General features: G+C 76.2%; 19 protein-coding genes. 12 read left to right on the top strand and 7 right to left on the bottom strand.

What is annotated here, in order from left to right; all coding sequences use genetic code 11:
• The first annotated feature begins 32 nt into the window (after window positions 1-32).
• The 10 genes from FHN55_RS03040 to FHN55_RS02995 all read left to right on the top strand — a co-directional run bounded on the left by FHN55_RS03040 (window position 33) and on the right by FHN55_RS02995 (window position 10,660).
• Window positions 33-1,061, top strand: a complete 1,029-nt coding sequence (locus FHN55_RS03040; protein WP_139710695.1) for a Gfo/Idh/MocA family oxidoreductase — start codon at window positions 33-35, stop codon at window positions 1,059-1,061.
• 15 nt (window positions 1,062-1,076) lie between these two features.
• The gene (locus tag FHN55_RS03035; protein ID WP_139710694.1) at window positions 1,077-2,855 is read left to right on the top strand and encodes a sugar phosphate isomerase/epimerase; all 1,779 of its coding nucleotides are present in this window, start codon (window positions 1,077-1,079) and stop codon (window positions 2,853-2,855) included.
• Window positions 2,856-2,882: 27 nt separating this feature from the next.
• Entirely contained in the window at window positions 2,883-3,860 is a 978-nt protein-coding gene (locus FHN55_RS03030; RefSeq protein WP_139710691.1) for a Gfo/Idh/MocA family oxidoreductase, read from the top strand.
• Between the two features lie 389 nt (window positions 3,861-4,249).
• Window positions 4,250-5,080 carry a hypothetical protein gene (locus FHN55_RS03025; RefSeq protein ID WP_139710689.1) on the top strand — a complete coding sequence of 277 codons (831 nt, stop codon included), beginning with the start codon at window positions 4,250-4,252 and terminating at the stop codon, window positions 5,078-5,080.
• Window positions 5,077-5,559, top strand: coding sequence for a phage holin family protein (locus FHN55_RS03020; RefSeq protein WP_139710687.1), 483 nt, complete (start codon window positions 5,077-5,079; stop codon window positions 5,557-5,559). Before FHN55_RS03025 ends, FHN55_RS03020 begins: the two co-directional genes overlap by 4 nt.
• Window positions 5,556-6,200, top strand: coding sequence for a DUF3618 domain-containing protein (locus FHN55_RS03015; protein ID WP_139710685.1), 645 nt, complete (start codon window positions 5,556-5,558; stop codon window positions 6,198-6,200). The genes FHN55_RS03020 and FHN55_RS03015 overlap by 4 nt, the downstream gene beginning before the upstream one ends.
• 58 nt (window positions 6,201-6,258) lie before the next feature.
• The gene (locus tag FHN55_RS03010; RefSeq protein WP_139710683.1) at window positions 6,259-7,272 is read left to right on the top strand and encodes a LacI family DNA-binding transcriptional regulator; all 1,014 of its coding nucleotides are present in this window, start codon (window positions 6,259-6,261) and stop codon (window positions 7,270-7,272) included.
• A 93-nt stretch (window positions 7,273-7,365) separates the two neighbouring features.
• Window positions 7,366-8,571: a Gfo/Idh/MocA family protein gene (locus FHN55_RS03005; protein WP_257570658.1), complete on the top strand. Its 1,206-nt coding sequence runs from the start codon at window positions 7,366-7,368 to the stop codon at window positions 8,569-8,571.
• A complete protein-coding gene (locus FHN55_RS03000; RefSeq protein ID WP_257570657.1) occupies window positions 8,568-9,614 on the top strand; it encodes a Gfo/Idh/MocA family oxidoreductase in 1,047 nt (348 codons plus the stop codon). Before FHN55_RS03005 ends, FHN55_RS03000 begins: the two co-directional genes overlap by 4 nt.
• Window positions 9,611-10,660: a Gfo/Idh/MocA family protein gene (locus tag FHN55_RS02995; protein WP_218974302.1), complete on the top strand. Its 1,050-nt coding sequence runs from the start codon at window positions 9,611-9,613 to the stop codon at window positions 10,658-10,660. The genes FHN55_RS03000 and FHN55_RS02995 overlap by 4 nt, the downstream gene beginning before the upstream one ends.
• A 115-nt stretch (window positions 10,661-10,775) precedes the next feature.
• Here FHN55_RS02995 and FHN55_RS02990 read toward each other — a convergent pair whose 3' ends face one another.
• From FHN55_RS02990 to serS, 3 genes are read right to left on the bottom strand one after another with little or no spacing between them, the layout of a single operon-like run.
• Window positions 10,776-11,249, bottom strand: coding sequence for an acyl-CoA thioesterase (locus tag FHN55_RS02990; RefSeq protein WP_139710681.1), 474 nt, complete (start codon window positions 11,247-11,249; stop codon window positions 10,776-10,778).
• A gap of 33 nt (window positions 11,250-11,282) precedes the next feature.
• On the bottom strand, window positions 11,283-11,951 hold the full coding sequence (locus tag FHN55_RS02985) for a 4a-hydroxytetrahydrobiopterin dehydratase (RefSeq protein ID WP_218974301.1): 669 nt from the start codon (window positions 11,949-11,951) through the stop codon (window positions 11,283-11,285).
• Between the two features lie 57 nt (window positions 11,952-12,008).
• Window positions 12,009-13,274, bottom strand: a complete 1,266-nt coding sequence (serS, locus tag FHN55_RS02980; protein WP_139710680.1) for a serine--tRNA ligase — start codon at window positions 13,272-13,274, stop codon at window positions 12,009-12,011.
• A 66-nt stretch (window positions 13,275-13,340) separates the two neighbouring features.
• Between serS and FHN55_RS02975 the strand changes: the two genes are divergently transcribed.
• Complete coding sequence (locus tag FHN55_RS02975; protein WP_218974300.1) at window positions 13,341-14,489, top strand: diacylglycerol kinase family protein; 1,149 nt, start codon at window positions 13,341-13,343, stop codon at window positions 14,487-14,489.
• 62 nt (window positions 14,490-14,551) lie between these two features.
• Here the strand turns inward: FHN55_RS02975 and pheA are convergent, their stop codons facing one another.
• From pheA to FHN55_RS02960, 3 genes are all read right to left on the bottom strand, one after another.
• The gene (pheA, locus tag FHN55_RS02970) at window positions 14,552-15,499 is read right to left on the bottom strand and encodes a prephenate dehydratase (RefSeq protein WP_218974299.1); all 948 of its coding nucleotides are present in this window, start codon (window positions 15,497-15,499) and stop codon (window positions 14,552-14,554) included.
• Window positions 15,500-15,539: 40 nt separating this feature from the next.
• Window positions 15,540-15,977 (bottom strand): ATP-binding protein, encoded by a 438-nt coding sequence (locus FHN55_RS02965; protein ID WP_180357606.1) that lies wholly within the window; start codon window positions 15,975-15,977, stop codon window positions 15,540-15,542.
• Window positions 15,978-16,162: 185 nt separating this feature from the next.
• The gene (locus tag FHN55_RS02960) at window positions 16,163-17,173 is read right to left on the bottom strand and encodes an NADPH:quinone reductase (protein ID WP_139710676.1); all 1,011 of its coding nucleotides are present in this window, start codon (window positions 17,171-17,173) and stop codon (window positions 16,163-16,165) included.
• A 215-nt stretch (window positions 17,174-17,388) separates the two neighbouring features.
• Here FHN55_RS02960 and FHN55_RS02955 point away from each other — a divergent pair, with 215 nt between their 5' ends.
• Complete coding sequence (locus tag FHN55_RS02955) at window positions 17,389-17,601, top strand: hypothetical protein (protein WP_139710674.1); 213 nt, start codon at window positions 17,389-17,391, stop codon at window positions 17,599-17,601.
• A 4-nt stretch (window positions 17,602-17,605) separates the two neighbouring features.
• Here the strand turns inward: FHN55_RS02955 and FHN55_RS02950 are convergent.
• The coding region (locus FHN55_RS02950; RefSeq protein WP_139710672.1) for a L,D-transpeptidase at window positions 17,606-18,123 on the bottom strand (518 nt) is incomplete at its 5' end.

The raw sequence follows: 18,123 nt of genomic DNA, 5'->3' as shown, positions 1-18,123 counted from the left end.
CCGCACCGACTCGACGACGAGGAGCCCCTCAGGTGACCAGCCCCGCCACGCCCGTGCGCATCGCCCTCGTCGGCAGCGGCCGCATCGGCCAGGTGCACGCGGCCACCGTGCACCGCTCCGAGGGCGCCGTGCTGCAGGTGGTGGCCGACCCGTTCATCGCCGGGGCGGAAGCCGTCGTCGCCCGGTACTGCGGTGCGTCGGGCCGGGCCACCACCGACGCCCTCGAGGCCATCACCGCCGAGGACGTCGACGCCGTGGTGGTCGCCTCCCCCACCTCCACCCACGTCGACCTCATCGCCGCCTGCCTCGACGCCGGCAGGCCGGTGCTGTGCGAGAAGCCGATCGACCTGGACATCGCCCGCGTCGACGGTCTGCGAGAGCGCGCCGCCGCCGCGTCCGTCCCGGTGGCGCTCGGCTTCAACCGCCGCTTCGACCCGCACTTCGCCGAGCTGCACCGCCGCGTGCAAGCCGGTGAGGTCGGCCCGCTGGAGCAGCTGACGATCATCAGCCGCGACCCGGCGCCGGCACCGGAGGACTACATCAAGGTCTCCGGCGGCATCTTCCGCGACATGACCATCCACGACTTCGACACCGCCCGCTGGTTCGTCCCCGACGTCGTGGCGGTCACCGCCGTGGGCCTGCGGCAGTTCTCCGACGTCATCGCGAAGCACGACGACTACGACGGCGCCGTCACCACCCTGGTCGGGTCACGAGGTCAGTCGGTGACCATCACCAACTCCCGCCACTGCGCCGCCGGCTACGACCAGCGCCTCGAGGCCACCGGCCCGCTGGGCACCCTGAGCGTCGGCAACGTCACCGACACGCTGGTCCGCTCCTCCACCGGCACCTCGGGTGACTCCGGTGCCCCGTTCCAGAACTTCTTCCTGGAGCGCTACGCCCGCGCGTACGCCGCCGAGCTGGAGTCCTTCCTGGAGGCCGTCCGCGGCGGCGAGCTGACCGGCCCCGGCTTCGAGGACGGCCGCGCCGCCCTCGTGCTCGCCGACGCCGCGGGCACCTCGGCCCGCGAGGGCCGCACCGTCCGCGTCGACCTCTCCGCCTGAGCAGCTGACGGCTCCGTGAGCGCCCCGGCGCTGGTCGCCAGCTGCTGGACGTCCGCCGGTGACGCGCTGCCGGCGGGAGACCGCGAGCGCAGCCCCCTGCTCCTGGCCGACCGCGTCCGCGCCGTCGCCGCCACCGGCTGGGTGGGGCTGGGGCTCCTGCACGCCGACCTCGACGGGCTTGGCGCCGACGGCCTGGCCGACCTCGCGGACCTCGTGCGCTCGGAGGGGCTCGCCCACGTCGAGGTGGAGCTGCTCGACGGCTGGTGGGACGACGACGGCGCCTGGCGGCGGAGGTGGGACCTGCTGCTCACCGCTGCCCGCGCGCTGGGCGCGCGGCTGGTCAAGGCCACGCCGCCACCGGCCGGGCACACCGGCGACGTGGCGCCTCGCCTGCGCGCTCTCGCCGAGGAGGCGGCCGCCTCCGGCACGCGCCTGGCGCTGGAGCCGGTGCCGTGGGCAGCGGTGGCGAGCATCCCCGCCGGCGCCGACCTCGTCCGCGCGGTCGGCCACCCCGCGTTCGGCCTGGTGGTGGACGCCTGGCACGTCTTCCGGGCGGGGACGTCGCTGGAGGAGCTGTCCTGCTCCCTCGCCGCCGGCGGGAGGTCCGTGGTCTTCGCCGTCGAGCTCGACGACGCCGACCCCGTCGTCGTCGGCAGCCTCTTCGAGGACACCCGCGACCACCGCCGCTACTGCGGGGAGGGCGCCTTCGACCTGCCCGGGCTCGTGGGCGTGCTGCGCGCCGCGGGCTTCGAAGGGCCGTGGGGCGTGGAGGCGCTGTCCGCCGAGCACCGCGCCCTCCCCCTCGACGACGCGCTGGTGCGCGCCCGTGACGCCGCCCTCACCGTCCTGCGGGACAGCGGCTCCTCCCTGCAGACCCCACGAGCACACCCCACGAGACCCGGAGACGACACCGTGACCGACCTGAAGATCGCTGGCGCCCCCATCACCTGGGGCGTGTGCGAGGTGCCCGGCTGGGGCGCGCAGCTGCCCGTGGAGCGGGTGCTGAGCGAGATGCGGCACGTGGGCCTGACGGCGACGGAGTTCGGCCCGGAGGGCTTCCTCCCGGTGGACCCGGCCGACCGCGCCGCCGTCCTGCGGGAGAACGGGCTGGTGGCCGTGGGCGGCTTCGTGCCCGTGGTGCTGCACGACCCGCAGCACGACCCGTTGCCGGGGCTAAGAGGCGAGCTGGAGGCGTTCGTGGCCGCCGGCGCCGGCGTCGTCGTCCTGTCAGCCGACTCGGGGCTGACCGGCTACGACGAGCGCGTGGAGCTCGACGAGACCGGGTGGAGCACCCTGCTGACCAACCTCGTGCGCCTGCGCGACGCCGCCGCCCAGGTGGGCGTGCTGGCGGTGCTGCACCCCCACGTCGGCACGCTCGTGGAGTCCAGCGGCGACGTCGACCGCGTCCTCGCCGGCTGCGACGTCGGGCTGTGCCTCGACTCCGGCCACCTGCTCATCGGCGGCACCGACCCGGTCGCGCTGGCGCAGAGCCACCCCGAGCGGATCCGCCACGTGCACCTCAAGGACGTCGACGCCGCCACCGCGCAGCGCGTGCGGAGGGGCGAGCTGACCTACTACCAGGCGGTCCAGGAGGGGCTGTACCGGCCGCTCGGCCAGGGCGACGTGGACGTCCGCTCCCTGCTGCGCTCGCTGCTGGACGCCGGGTACGACGGCTGGTTCGTGCTCGAGCAGGACACCGTGCTGCAGCTGCTCCCCGAGGACGGCGAGGGCCCGGTGGCCGACGCGGCGGCGAGCGCCGACCACCTCCGCCAGCTGGCCGCCGAGCTGGCCTGACAGCCGGCGCGACCGAGGCGGGCGGCTGTGCGCGTCGGCGTGGTCGGGCTCGGCCGGGTCGGGGTCGTGCACGCCCGGAACGCGGCGCAGCACGCCGACGTCGAGCAGGTGCTCCTGCTCGGGCGCGACGAGCAGCGGCTCTCCCGGAGCCGAGATGCGGTGGTGGCCGTCGGCGCCGCCCCCTCCGCCCTGGCGACCTCGACCGACCTCGCAGCCGCCCTGGACGGGCGCGCCGGACTCGACCTGCTCGTCATCGCCACCAGCACCCCGAGCCACCCCGACCTGGCCCGCCGCGGCGCCTGCGCCGGGGTGCCGCTGCTGGTGGAGAAGCCGCTGGCCCTCGACGTCGGCGAGCTGGAGGCCCTCGCCGCCGAGCTCGAGGCCACCGGGACGCCCGTGGCCGTGGCGTTCCACCGCCGGTACGACCCGGAGAGCCAGCGGCTGCGCGCGCTGGTGGTCTCCGGCGCGCTCGGCACCGTGAGGACGGCGCGCGCCGTGGACGCCGACCGCACGCCGGTGGACCCCGCCTACGTGCCCGGGTCGGGCGGGATCTGGCGCGACCTGGCCGTGCACGACCTCGACCTCCTGCCCTGGCTCCTGGACGACCCGGTGGTCGCGGTGACGGCCTTCGCCGCCGTGCTGGCCCAACCCGAGCTGGTGGGCCTGGGAGACCACGACACCGGCACGGCCGTGCTCGAGCACGCCTCCGGAGCCGTCTCGACGGTCGCGGTGGCGCGCGGCAACGGCGCCGGGCAGGACGTCCGGCTGGAGGTCTCCGGCAGCCTCGCCAGCGCGAGCCTCGGACCGGGCTCCGGGGTGGCCACGGGCCTCGCCGACTTCACCGAGCGCTTCGAGGCCGCGTTCCGCGCCGAGCTCGACCAGGTGCTGCGCCAGGCGCGCGGCGAGGTCGACGTCCTCACGCCGCCGAGCGCCGGGGTCGCCGCCCTGCGGCTGGCCGTGGCGGCGGAGGAGTCGGCGCGCGCCGGGACGACCGTCCGCGTCTGACGCCGCTCGCGCGGCCGCCCACCCGGTCCTCGGCACCGGGGCCGCTCCAAGGTCGTGTGGCGGGCAGCGCGGCAGCGTGGGACGGTCGTGACCGCCGTCACACCGGCCGCGTTCAGCACTGAGCGCCGGCGGTCCGGTGGACGACCCCGCCGGGAGGCCCCCGTGTCGCACGCGCTCCGCACCGGACCGCTGCCCAGTCCCGAGCTCCACGGCTCACCGCCCGTCAGGCGGCCCGAGCGGCCCTGACGGCTCGCGGCAGCTCGCGACCCTCGCACGGGCGCGCAGCGCCTGCCGCCCCCGGCCGCCCCTCTCCCGCCCTCCGGGCAGCACGTCCGGAGCCGCGCGGTGCGTCGTCGTCCCCACCCCGCTGATCACCACAGGAGGTCTCCGTGTCCGTTCCTTCCGACCGTCCTCGCGCCGACGAGCTGCGCGAACCGCTCACCACCGGTCCCATCACCTACACCGGCACCCGCACCGGCGCCGTCGCCGTCGGCGGCGCGTCCGAGGGCGCTGGCGGGTCCAGCACCACCGGCACGGCGAAGTCGGAGGCCGCCGGCGTGGCCTCCGAGGCCGCCGAGCAGGGCAAGCACGTCGCCGCGACGGCCGGGGAGCAGGCCTCTCAGGTCGCCTCCGAGGCCGGCCGCCAGGCGAAGGACCTGCTCCACCAGACGCGCAGCCAGCTCACCGAGCAGACCTCGGCGGGCCAGCGGCAGGCGGCCTCCGGGCTGGGAGCGCTGGCCGACGAGCTCAAGGGCCTCGCCGAGGGGCGCGCCGGCAGCGGCGTGGCCACGGACCTCGTGCACCAGGCCTCGCAGCGGGTCGGTGCCGTGGGGTCCTGGCTGGAGGAGCGCGAGCCCGCCGACGTGCTGCGCGAGGTGGAGGGCTTCGCGCGGCGCCGTCCCGTCGCGTTCCTCGCCATCGCGGCCGGTGTCGGCCTGCTGGCCGGCCGCCTCACCCGCGGCCTCGGCGCAGCTGCCCACGAGCAGGGCGCGCCCAGCGCGTCGTCCGGCGCCGCGACGACCCTCCCGGCGTCCGGCACCACCTACGCGTCCACCACCGGAGCGCCCCTCCCGGCGACCACGCCGGTGCGGCCCGCACCGGACCTGGCCACGGAGGCCTTCGACGTCACCGAGGAGCCCCTCACCGGCCGTCCCGCCACCGGGGGCCGCACCGGCGCCTCCCAGGGCGCCGTCCCCGGCTGGGACGAGCCCCTGCGATGAGCCACGCCCCCGACCTCGGGCCGTCGGCGGGCCTGGGCGCCGTTCCCGCGTCGTCGTCGTCGTCGGCGTCGTCCTCCTACGACCGCGCCGGTGGGCGCGAGGGCCTCGGCGAGCTGTTCTCGTCCGTCACCGAGGACCTGTCCACCCTGGTCCGCCAGGAGATCGCCCTGGCCAAGGCCGAGGCGACCCAGTCCGGCAAGCGCGCCGGCAAGGGCGCGGGCCTGCTGGCCGGCGCGGGCGTCTCCGGCCACTTCGTCCTGCTGTTCCTGTCCATCGCGGCGTGGTGGGGGCTGGGCGAGGTCATAGGACGCGGCTGGTCCGCGCTCGTCGTCGCGCTCGTCTGGGCCGTCGTCGCCGCGGTCCTCGCGGCGCGCGGCCGCTCCGAGCTGCGCTCCGTGCGCGGCCTTCCCGACACCACCAGCACCCTGCAGAAGGTGCCCAGCGCCCTGAAGGGGCACGAGGAGGAGAACCACCGATGAGCACCCCGTCCTACGACCCGAGCACCGGCGTCACGACCTCGGACGACCCGGCCGTCATCCGGGCCCAGATCGACGCGACCCGGGCCCGCATGAGCGAGGACGTCAACGCCCTCACCGACTACGCCGCCCCTTCCAACGTGGCGCACCGCCAGGCCGACAAGGTCAAGGGCGCGGTGAGCAGCGCCGTGGGCGGCGTGAAGGACCGCGTCATGGGGACGGCGTCCCACACCGGCGAGGCCGCGGGCGGGGCCGTCTCCTCCGCGGCGTCCAGCGTGGGGGACGCCGTGCACGGCGCGCCCGCGGCGGCGGCGCAGAAGACCCGCGGCAACCCGCTGGCCGCGGGCCTCATCGCCCTGGGGGCGGGCTGGCTCATCGGCTCGCTGCTGCCCGCCACGTCCAAGGAGGCCCAGGCGGCGGCCGCCGTGAAGGAGCACGCCAGCACCGTCACCGAGCCGCTGGCGCACGCCGCGCAGGAGGTGGCCGGCAACCTCAAGGAGCCCGCCGCGCAGGCGGCGCAGTCCGTCAAGGAGACCGCGGCGGACGCTGCGGCCACCGTCAAGGACGAGGGGACCGACGCCGCACGCAGCACCCAGCAGCGCGCGGCGGACGCGAAGGACACCGTCCAGAGCAGCCGCTCCTGACCACCTCGCGCTGACCGGACGCGGATCGTCGGCGGTTCCTCGGGCACACTTCCTGGTCGTGCCCAGGCCGCCGACGATCCGCGACGTCGCCGCTCGCGCCGGCGTCTCGAAGTCGCTGGTCTCCCTGGTGATCAACGGGTCGCCGCTGGTGCGCGAGGAGAAGCGCGCCGCGGTCCTGGCAGCCGTCGAGGAGCTCGGCTTCCGCCCGAGCGCCACCGCGCGCCACCTGAGCTCGCGGCGCACGGGTGCGGTGGGCGTGCTCGTCCACGACCTGCGCAACCCCTGGTACGCCGAGGCCCTCGAGGCCGTGCACGCCCGGCTGCACGAGGCCGGGGCCACCATGCTGCTGGGCGACGCCCGCCTGGACGCCGCCGCCGACGAACGCGTCCTGCACACCTTCGTCGACCTGCGGCTCGACGGGCTGGTGCTCGTCGGCTCGCTGGAACCCACGCCAGCGGTGCTGGAGGCGGCCCGGCGCCTGCCGACCGTCGTCGCGGGCGCGCGTGACGTCGACCTGCCCGACGTCGACGTGAGCGTGCAGGACGACACCGCCGGTGCCCGCCTCGTCGCGGAGCACCTGCTGGCGCTCGGCCACCGGCGCCTGGCGCACCTCGCCGGGACCACCGGCGCGGTGATGCGCCTGCGTGAGGAGGGGTTCTCCCAGGTGGTGGCCGCCGCCGGCGCCGACGGGGAGGTGGTGCGCACCCCGATGACCGAGGAGGCGGGCCACCTCGCTGCGCTCGAGCTCCTCGGGCGGCCGGCTCGGGCGCGTCCCACAGCGGTGTTCGCCGCCGCCGACGTCGCGGCGCTCGGCGTGCTGCGCGCGGCAGCGCAGCTCGGGCTCGGCGTCCCCGACGACGTCTCCGTGGTCGGCTTCGACGACGTCGCACCGGCACGGGTCGACGGCACCGCGCTCACCACGGTCGACGCGAGCAGCGCCGCCGTGGGCACCACTGCCGTCGACCTGCTCCTGGAGCGCACCGCCGACCGCTCGCGAGAGCGCCGCACCGTGCTGGCCCCGGTGTCACTGGTGGTGCGGCGGACGACAGGAGCCCCGCCAGCGCACCGCTGAGGGCCCGACCGCCGCCGTTGACGGCACCCTCCGCCGTGGGGCACGATCACCCAGCACTTGGACCGGTCCAAGTCGAGAGCTGAGGAGTTGCTGGTGACGAGCGCAGCGCAGCGCCCGCTGGGCGTGGCCGTGGTGGGCTTCGGGTGGATGGGGCGGGTGCACGCCCAGTCCTACGCGAGGGTGCCCCACCACTTCCCGGACCTGGGCGTGCGGCCCGAGCTGGTGGCCGTGGCCGACGAGGTCCCCGGCCGCGCCGAGGCCGCCGCGGCCCAGTACGGCTTCGCCTCGGCGGTGCGCGACTGGCGCGAGGTCCTCACCGACCCGCGTGTGGAGGCGGTCAGCGTCACCGCGCCGAACTTCCTCCACCGCGAGATCGGCGCTGCGGTGGCCGAGGCCGGGAAGCACCTCTGGATCGAGAAGCCCGTGGGCCTGACCGCCGCCGACGCCGCTGCGGTGCGAGACGCCGTGGTCTCCGCCGGCGTGCGCGCTGCCGTCGGCTTCAACTACCGCTGGGCGCCCGCCGTGCAGGAGGCGCGCCGGAGGATTGCCGCGGGCGAGGTCGGTGACGTCGAGAGCGTGCGGGTGCGGCTGCTGTCCGACTACGCCGCCGACCCGGCGGGCGCCCTCAGCTGGCGGTACTCCCGCGAGCGCGGTGGCGCCGGGGTGCTGGGAGACCTGGCCTCCCACGGGGTCGACCTGGCCCGGTACCTGGTGGACGACATCAGCGCCGTGGTCGCCGACACCGCCGTCTTCATCCCGCAGCGCGCCGTGCCGTCCGGGGCGACGGCCGGCCACCAGCGCGTCGCGCTGGGCGAGGGCACCGCGATGGGCGCGGTGGAGAACGAGGACGCCGTGACGGCGCTGCTGCGCTTCACCTCCGGAGCCCGCGGAGTGCTGGAGGCCAGCCGCGTGGCCGTGGGCGAGCAGAACACCTACGGCTTCGAGGTGGCGGGCACCCGCGGCGTGCTGCGGTGGGACTTCCGCCGCACGGGCGAGCTGAGCGTGAGCGGGGGCCGCAGCGGCGACGGGTCGGTGCTCTACCAGGACGCTCCGACGCAGACGCTCTACGTCGGTCCCGGTCACGGCGACTACGCGGCCTTCCAGCCCGGCGCCGCCATCGCCATGGGCTACGACGACCTCAAGGTGGTGGAGGCCGCCCGCTTCCTGCGCGCCGCCGCCGACCCGTCGTCCTCCCCCGAGCAGGGTCCCGCCACCCTCGACGACGCCGTGGCCAGCGCCCGGGCGCTCGACGCCATGAGCCGCTCGGTGGCCAGCGGCAGCTGGGAGCCGGTCGCGTGAGCGCCGCCACGAAGCCGGCCCTGCGGGTCGGGGTGGTCGGCTGCGGCGTCATGGGCACCGACCACGCGCGCCTGCTGGCGCGCCAGGTGTCGGGTGCGGAGCTGACCCGGGTCACCGACCTCGACCCCGGCCGGGCCGCGGCGCTCGCCGAGGAGCTGGGGGCGCTGACCAGCCCGGACGGTCCGGCACTCATCGCCGAGGAGGACGTCGACGCCGTGGTCGTCGCCTCTGCCGACGCCACCCACGCCGCGCTGGTGCTCGCCGCGGCAGCGGCCGGCAAGCCGGTGCTGTGCGAGAAGCCGCTGGCGCCCTCGCTGGAGGAGGCCGCCGGCGTGGTGCGCACCCTCGACGCGGACGGCACGGGCCACCTGGTGACCCTGGGGTTCATGCGCCGGGTCGACCCGGCGCACGTCGAGCTGCGCGAGGCGCTGCACCGCGGCGCCGTCGGGGAGCCCCTGCTCGTCCACGGCACCAGCCGCGGAGTCACCGCCGGCTCGGGAGCCACGAGCGAGGGCCTCGTCACTGGGTCCTTCGTCCACGAGGCCGACTCCGTGCCGTGGCTGCTCGGCTCGCCCGTCACCGCGGTGTGCTGGCAGGCGCCCGGGCGCTCCACGGGGACCGACACGGCCTCCGGCGACCTGCAGGACCCGCAGCTGCTGCTCCTGCGCACCGCCGACGGCGTCCTCACGACCGTGGAAGTGCTGCTGAACGCCCGCTACGGCTACGACGTCCGCTGCGAGGTGGTCGGCCGGACCGGCGCCCTGGCGCTGTCCGAGGCCTCCCAGACCACCTCGCTGACCACGCGCTCGGCGGACCTGGCTCGGACCAGCACCTTCGCGGCCGACTGGCGCCCGCGCTTCGCCGAGGCCTACCGGCGCGAGCTGCAGGCGTGGGTGGACGGTGTGCGCGGCCTGGAGGCACCCGCCCTCGCCACCGCGCGGGACGGGCTCGTGGCCGCGGCCGTGTGCGACGCCGCGGTCCGCTCGATGCGCGCAGCCGTCGACGGCGCGGGCCTGTGGACCTCGGTGGAGGTGTCGTGGTGAGCTCGCCGGCGCTGCCCGGCGCGCTGCCCGAGCCGCGCACGCCCGACCCGATGGCCGCGCCGGTGCTGCGCTGGGGCGTCATGGGCACGGGGTGGATCGTCGAGAGGTTCGTCGGAGCGCTGCGCACCGCCACCCGCCAGGAGGTCGCCGCCCTCGGCTCCCGCAGCGGCGACCGCGCCCGCGACGCCGCGCGGCGACTCGGTGTCGAGAGGGCGCACGGCAGCTGGGCGGAGCTGGTGGCCGACCCGGGCGTGGACGTCGTCTACGTGGCCACCGGCCACGCCGACCACCTCGCCGGAGCGCTGGCCGCCGTCGAGGCGGGCAGGCCCGTGCTGGTGGAGAAACCGCTCGCCCTCGACGCCGCCCAGGGCCAGCGGATCGCCGACGCCGCCCGCGCCGCGGGCGTCTTCTGCGCCGAGGCCCTGTGGAGCGCGTACCTGCCGCGCTGGGACGTGGTCCGCCAGCTCCTGGACGACGGCGTCCTCGGCCGCGTCACCGCTGTCGGCGCCGACCTCGGAGAGCACTTCGACCCCACCCACCGCGTCTTCGACCCGGCGCAGCACGGCGGGCCCCTGCTCGACCTCGCCACGTACCCCCTGGCGCTGGCCACGTGGGTGCTCGGCGAGGTGACCGCCGCCTCCGCCGTCGGCGTCCCCCACCCCAGCGGAGTGCTGGGCCAGGTGGGCGCCGTGCTGCAGCACGCTGGCCATGACGAAGGCGGCCCCTCGCTGTCGACGGTCCACACGACGCTGCTGGGGGACACCCCGACGGCCGCCCACGTGGTCGGTGACCGCGCCACGCTGCGGCTGCCCGGTCCCTTCTACGCCTCCGGCGACGTCGTCGTCGTCCCGGCGGGCGGGTCGGGAGCCCGCCCCGCGCCGGTGGTGCGCCGCGAGCCCGAGACCGGGCACGCCGGTCTGTTCTGGCAGGCGGCCGAGGTGGCGCGCTGCGTGGCCGGCGGGCTCACCGAGACCCCGGTGCGGCCGCTCGCGCAGTCGCTGGCCACGCTGCGCGCTCTCGACGCCGTCGCCGCTGCCACCCGCTGACCTCCTCGGGGCTGCAGCGACCCGCGCGTGCAGCGCCACCGCCCCCGGGGTGCTCGCGCCCGTCACGGACGCCCGACGCAGGCCGGTCCACGGGCTGCTGGTCGTCAGGAGGCGGTCAGGAGGCCTGGTCGGGCTGCGGGAGGCCCGCTGCGGGCGTGCGGTGCCGCGGGACCCTGTCGCGCGCGTACGTCACCTCGGTGTAGCCGTGCGGGGCGGGCCGCCCGTCCTCACCGAGGTTCACGAAGACGATCTCGTCGATGGTGACGATCTCCTCGCGCGTGATCATGTTGCGGACCTCCGCGCGCATCGTCAGCGACGTCCGCCCGAAGCGCACCACGCGCAGCCCCAGCTCCACGAGGTCGCCGAGCTGGGCGGGCGCCAGGAAGGCGGCCGAGGAGATGAGCTTGGTGACCACGCGGTGGCTGCCCAGCTGGAGGATCGCGTAGATCGCGGCCTCCTCGTCCACCCAGCGCAGGATGCTGCCGGCGGACGTGGTGCCGTTGGCGTTGAGGTGCTCGGGTCTCACCCAGGTGCGGGTGCGGTGGCTGATGGGGGCGACGTCGTCTCCAGGGCCTGCTGAGCCGAACACCCGACCGACGCTACCCGGCCGCCACGGCGTCGATCACCAGGTGGGGTGGTCCCGGCCCAGGGGCGTGCAGATGCACACCCGGTCACCGCAGGGGTCGGTCAGCACGGTGAACGAGGGTGCCGCCGCGGTGTCGACCTCGGCACCCTCGGCGGCGGCGGCCGCCACCACCTCGTCGGCCACCTCCGCCGCCACGCTGACGTCGAGGTGCCACCGGCTGGGCGCGGGCGTCTCGGTGCGCTGGAACCACACGGCCGGTCCGCGGTCGTGCGGGTCGTAGAGGCCGTCGTCGTCCCCGGGGCGCTGCACGTACCCCAGCGCCGCCGCCCAGACCCCGCGGACGACGTCCGGGTCCGGGGTGTCGAGGGCCAGCTCGAGGGTGCGCGGCAGCGCCGGCTCGGCGACGGCCCCCAGCTCCGCTGCCAGCACGGAGGTGCGCTCGGCCGCGGCCGCGTCGAACGCCGTCACCCGCCAGCCGGCGCTGTGCGTGGTCCAGCTGACGAAGACCAGGTCGTAGCGCCAGTCGAGGCTGGGGTGGTGGTCGAGCTCCTCGGCGAGCGCGCCGACCGCGGCCACCAGCTGCAGGGCGGCCGCCGGCGACGGCGCGCGGAAGGCCGTGCGCAGGGCGCCCAGCCGGGCCCGCCAGTCGGGGAGGCGCTGCAGGGCGGCAGCTGCGGCGTCGGCGTCCAGCGGGGTGCGGTCCACCCCCGTCAGGCTAGCCAGGCAGCGCCCTCCCGCCCGGTGACGACCGGGCGGGTGCCCTCAGCGGACGGGCTCGAGCACCTCGAGGCCGCCCATGAACGGGCGCAGTGCCGCCGGGACCACCACGGAGCCGTCCGGCTGCTGGTGGTTCTCGAGGATCGCCACCAGCCAGCGCGTCGTGGCGAGCGTGCCGTTGAGGGTGGCCACGGGACGCGTCGCTCCCCCCTCGCCGTCGGTGCGCTCGCGCACCGACAGGCGCCGCGCCTGGAACGTGGTGCAGTTCGACGTCGAGGTGAGCTCCCGGTAGCGGCCCTGGGAGGGCACCCAGCCCTCGCAGTCGAACTTGCGGGCGGCGCTGGTGCCGAGGTCCCCGGCGGCCACGTCGATGACGCGGTAGGGCACCTCGACGGCCTGGAGCACCTCCTCCTCCCAGCCCAGCAGCCGCTCGTGCTCGGCGGCGGCGTCCTCGAGGCGGCAGAAGCTGAACATCTCCACCTTGTGGAACTGGTGGACGCGGATGATGCCGCGGGTGTCGCGCCCGTGGCTGCCGGCCTCGCGCCGGTAGCAGGCCGACCAGCCGGCGTACCGCTTCGGCCCCGCCGACAGGTCGAGGATCTCGTCGGCGTGGTAGCCGGCCAGGGCCACCTCCGAGGTGCCCACGAGGTAGAGGTCGTCGGCGGCGAGGCGGTAGACCTCGTCGGCGTGCTCACCGAGGAAGCCGGTGCCGGCCATGACCTCGGGCTTGACCAGCGTGGGCGTGATCATCGGGCTGAAGCCGTTGGCGACGGCGCGGTCCACGGCGAGGTTGAGCAGCGCCAGCTCCAGCCGGGCGCCCACGCCGGTGAGGAAGTAGAAGCGCGAGCCCGAGACCTTCGCGCCGCGCTCCACGTCGATCGCGCCCAGCAGCTCGCCCAGCTCGAGGTGGTCCTTCGGCGCCTCGAGCGCCGGCGGGGTTCCCACCTCGCGCAGGACGACGTAGTCGTCCTCCCCGCCGGGAGGCGCACCCTCGATGACGTTCGCGAGGCTGCGGATGAGCCGGTCGAACTCGGCGCCCTGTGCGTCGGCCTCGGCGGCCGCGGCCCTGGCCTGCTCCGCGAGCTCCTTGGCGCGCCCGAGCAGCGCCGCCTTCTCCTCGCCCTTCGCCTGCGCGACCTGCTTGCCGAACGCCTTCTGCTCGGCGCGCAGGCCCTCGGAGGTCGTCATCGCCGCCCGGCGGGCGGTGTCGGCCGCCAGCACGGCGTCCACGACGCCCTCGTCAGCTCCGCGGGCGCGCTGGCTGGCGCGCACCGCCTCCGGGTCATCGCGCAGGAGGCGCACGTCGATCACCCCGTCAAGACTAGTCGCGCTGGCTCGACCTCTCACCGTCCGCCTCGCGCCGATAACGTTCCCGGCGTGACGACCACCGAGCTGATCTCCCTGGTCGTCGCCGTGGTGGCCCTCGTCCTCGCGGTCGTCGCGACGACGGTCGCGGTGCAGCTGCGCCGCAGCATCGCGGAGCGGATCGCCCAGCGCGCCGCCGCGCTCGAGCGCACCGCGCCGGACCGGCGCCCGCTGGCCGCCGTGGTCGTCAACCCCACCAAGGTGGGTGACGTCGGCGGGGTGCGCACCGCCCTCGACAGGGCCTGCCGCGACCTCGAGTGGCGTGAGCCGCTGTGGCTGGAGACCACCGCGGAGGACCCGGGCACCAGCCAGGCGCGCCGTGCGCTGGCCGCCGGAGCCGACGTCGTCGTGGCCTTCGGGGGTGACGGCACGGTGCGCCGCGTCGCCGCCGTGCTGGCGGGCACGGGGACCCCGCTGGGGCTGGTGCCCGCCGGCACCGGGAACCTGCTGGCCCGCAACCTCGACGTCGTCACCTCGCGCGCCGCGGAGATCGCCCCGGACGACGTCGAGGCCGCGATGCGGGTGGTGCTCTCCGGCATCGACCGGCGCATCGACGTGGGGTGGATCTCCCTGGAGCGGCCCGGGGCGGACCAGCCGGAGACCGAGGAGTGCTTCCTCGTGATGGCCGGGATGGGCTTCGACGCCGAGATCATGGCGAACGCCCCGGAGGCCCTCAAGGCCAAGGTCGGTCCGGCCGCGTACTTCGTCTCCGGGCTGCAGCGCTTCAACGGCGACCGCGTGCGCATGGACATCACCGTGGACGGCGTCCCGCACCGGCGCCGGGTGCGGACCGCCGTGGTCGGCAACGTGGGCCGCGTGCAGGGCGGGCTCGCCCTCATGCCCGACGCCGAGGTGGATGACGGCTACCTGGACGTGCTCGCCATCGGCCCGCGCGGCGTGGTCGGCTGGCTCGACGTCGCGGGACGGGTCATCACCCGCCGCACCTGGGGCGACCAGCGCCTGGCGCACTGGCGGGGCCAGCGCATCGACCTGGAGGCCGAGCAGCCCCAGGAGGCGCAGATCGACGGGGACCCGATCGGCGAGGTCCAGGCCATGCGCATCCGCGTCGACGAGGAGGCCCTGGTGGTGCGGGTCTCCAACCGGGCACCGCGCCGCCCGATCGGCGCCCGGGCGCGCCTGGCGTGGCCGGGGAGCCGCTGACCGGCCGGTCGCCGGCCCCTCAGTCCCCGGTCAGTTCACCGTCAGTTCCCCGTCAGGCGCCCTCAGGCGCTGGCCTCGCCGCTGTCCAGCAGCTGCGTCAGCCACTCCCGGGCCGCGGTGAAGTCGCGGTCGGCGGTGCCGGCCGGGGGCACCGGGGCCAGGCCGTCGGCGCGCGGGTAGGAGCCCAGGTAGCGGACCTGCGGGCACACCCGGTGCAGGCCCATGAGCGCCTCCGAGACGCGCGGGTCCGCCACGTGGCCCTCGCAGTCGATCGAGAAGGTGTACCGGCCCAGCTCGGTGCCCTGCGGGCGCGACTCGATGCGGGTGAGGTTGATGCCGCGGGTGGCGAACTGCTCCAGCAGCTCCAGCAGCGCCCCCGACCTGTCCTGCGCGAGAGAGGCCACCACGGTCGTCTTGTCCGACCCCGTGGGGGGCGGGGGAGCGGCCGGCCGCCCGACCACGACGAACCGGGTGACGGCCCCGGCGTTGTCGGCCACGTCGCGCTCGAGCACCTCCAGGCCTGCGGCCAGCGCCGCGGGCTCGGCGCACAGGGCGGCGTCGTAGGGGGCGTCCCCGGAGGCGCCGGCCAGCACCTGCGCCGACGCGGCCGTGGACAGCGCGGGGACGGTGACGGCCCGCGGGAGCTGCCGCGCCAGCCAGCCGCGGCACTGCGCCAGGGCGTGCGGGTGGCTGCCCACGCGCCGCACGTCCACCAGGGCGGTCCCCGGGCGGACGGCCAGCACGAAGGACACGGGCACCAGCACCTCGGCGCGGATGGACAGCGGCCGGCCCGCTCCGAGCGCGTCCAGGGTGGACGTGACACCGCCCTCGACGGAGTTCTCGATGGGGACGACGGCGAGGTCGGCCTCCCCCTCGCGCACGCCGTTCAGGGCGGCGTCGACGCTGGCGACGGGCACCCGCTCGGCCCCGGAAGCGCCGGGGGCGCGCCCCGCGGCCACCTCGGTGAAGGTGCCGGGAGGGCCCAGGTAGAGCAGGCGCAGGGACGTCACCCCCGCACGGTACCGAGCCTGCTCAGGCGCCCACGGGCTGCTAGACGGCAGCTGCCGGCCGGGAGCCGGGCGCGAAGGGCACGAGGGCCCAGACGGTCCGGCGGCCCGCGGTGTCCACCGAGGTGCCCCACCGGCGTGAGATCTCCTCGACGATGTGCAGCCCCCGACCGCAGGTGTCCATCGGGTCGGCGTCGTGCGCGGCCACCTCGCGCGGGGGACCGTCGCCCCCGCCGCCGTCCACCACCTCCACGGCGACCTCGTCCCCCGACAGGCGCCAGCGCACGATGAGGCCGCCGTCCAGGGGGCTGCCGTGCCGGACCGCGTTGCCGACCAGCTCGCTCGTGACGACGGCGACGTCGTCGGCGACCGGGCTGGTGCGCGGGTCGCGCAGGAGGTCGTCGTGCAGGGCGCGCCGCACGGAGGACACCTCCTGCGGCTCGTGCCGCACGCGGACGCACCGCACGGTGCTGGCAGGCACTTCGATGCTGACCGGCACGCTGACCGCCCTCTCGTCTCGGCCTCGTCTCGACTCCGACCCTGGGATGAGTACCCCTCGTCCGCTCGGTGAAACCGGCTGATCGGGCCCGCCGGGTGGTCGTGACCGGACGGCGACCACCCGGTCGCGCAGGGACACCGCGCTGCGCCGACCCGGGTCCCCCACCGTCACGCGGTCGCGTCGACGAGGACCTTGCCCACGGCACCGCGCTCGACCGCGAGGTGCGCCCGGGCGGTCTCGGCCAGCGGCAGCACGGTGAGCGGCAGTCCCGCCTCGCGGCCGACGCGCACGCCGCCGGCCTCGACGGCGGCCCCCACGTCCTCCACCGCGGCGGCCTTCGCGGCCCGCGGTGCGGTGTACACGAGCACGAAGTGCCACTGGGCGTTGAGCGCCATCTGGTCCCGCAGCGGCACGGTGACCTCCTCCCCCGGCGCCCCCGCGTACAGCGCGACGGTCCCGTGCTGCGCGAGGACGGCGGCGTCGAGGGCCGCGTTGGCCCCGGAGACCTCGACGACGACGTCGACCCCGTGCGGCGCCACCTGGCGCACGCGCGCGGCGACGTCCTCGCGGCGGTAGTCCACGACGTCGTGGGCGCCGGCGGCCGCGGCCAGCTGCGCCTTCTCCGGGCCGGAGACCGTGGCCAGCACGCGGGCGCCGGCCCACGCGGCCAGCTGGACGGCGGCGTTGCCGACGGCCCCGGCTCCGCCCTGCACGAGCACGGTGCGGCCCTCGAACGCGCCGGGCGCCACCCGCGCGGGCGCCGACTCCCCGAGCGTGAGGCAGCGGTGCGCCGTGAGGAACGGGATGCCGAGCGCCGCCCCCAGCTCGAAGGACGCGTGGTCGGGCAGGGGCACCACCTGGGCGGCGGGGACGAGCACCAGCTCCGCGGCCGTCCCCCAGGGACGGCCGAAGGCGGCCTCCCACACCCAGACCCGGCGTCCCACGAGGGCCGCGTCGACCCCCTGGCCGACCGCGTCGACCACTCCGGAACCGTCCTGGTCCGGCACCTGCCAGCCCGCTGCCGGGTCCGTGGTGGAGCGGACCTTCCAGTCGGTCGGGTTCACGCCGGAGAAGGCGACCCGGAGCCTGACCTCGCCGGGTCCGGGGTCGGGGACCTCGCGCTCGACCAGCCGGAGCACCTCCGGGCCACCGGCCCGCTCGTAGACGACGGCACGCACCGTCCCATCCTGCTGAGCGCCGCCCGCTCCGCACGCCGAAGGCCCCCTCCCCTTCCCGCACTCACGCACCCCAGTGCGGTCGCGCGCCCCTCTGGAGGAGCACTGGGGTGCGCGAGTGCCAGCGGAGAGGACGCCGGAGGAGTCGCCGCGCGGCCGGGGCTGTGCGTGGACGCGTCGCGCCGTGGGCGCGCACGGCGATGGCCGATGATGGAGGGGTGACCGGGGGCATCCACTCGCAGGTGCGCGTCAGCGTGGTGCCCCTCACCTGCGCGCGCTGCAAGCTGCCGATCCCGGCGGGTCAGCGGCACCTGCGGCACGTCGACACCCGGGCGACGCCCACGGTGCGCTTCGTCGAGTGCGCCGACTGCGCGCGCCGCGGGGGGCGCGGCGAGCAGCTGGACGCGAGGCCCGGCGCACGACCGGTCTGAGGGGTCAGGTCTGGGGCGCGGTCCACTGCTCCCAGCTCAGCACCCAGTCCCCCAACCCGTTCGTCAGCTCCATCGCCCGATCCGTCCCGGTCACCTCCACCACATCACCGCGCTGAGCCAGGTCGAAGAACCACTTCGCGTTCGCATCCGAGACGTTCAAGCACCCGTGCGAGACGTTGCGCACCCCCTGAGAGGCCACCGACCACGGCGCCCCGTGCACGAACTCCCCCGAGTTCGCGATCCGCGTGGCCCACTTCACCTGCGTGGCGTAGTCCTGCCCCACCGTACGACCGTCCATCAGGTAGTCCGCGTGCTTCTCCAGCACCAGGTGCACCCCCGAGCGCGTCACGAACGCCGGATCGGAGTCCTCCCGACCCGCCGAGATCGGGATCACCCTGGCCACCTGCCCGTTGACCCGCACCGTCATCTCATGGGTGTCAGTGTCCGCGGTGGACACATGCGCATCACCCACCGTGAAGGACACGTCCCGGTCCGCAGCCCCCCACGCCCCGTCCACCCGCA

This window comes from Streptomyces sp. NP160, assembly GCF_006335115.1.
GTDB lineage: Bacteria > Actinomycetota > Actinomycetes > Actinomycetales > Quadrisphaeraceae > Quadrisphaera.
Note: the sequence above shows the minus strand (reverse complement) of the source record. Positions and strands in the feature narration are given on the sequence as shown.

Bases quoted from the DNA above. Each gene is read 5' to 3' on its own strand.
- FHN55_RS03015 (WP_139710685.1), top strand. From the start codon at position 5,556: ATGAGCACCCCGTCCTACGACCCGAGCACCGGCGTCACGACCTCGGAC.
- FHN55_RS03020 (WP_139710687.1), top strand. From the start codon at position 5,077: ATGAGCCACGCCCCCGACCTCGGGCCGTCGGCGGGCCTGGGCGCCGTT.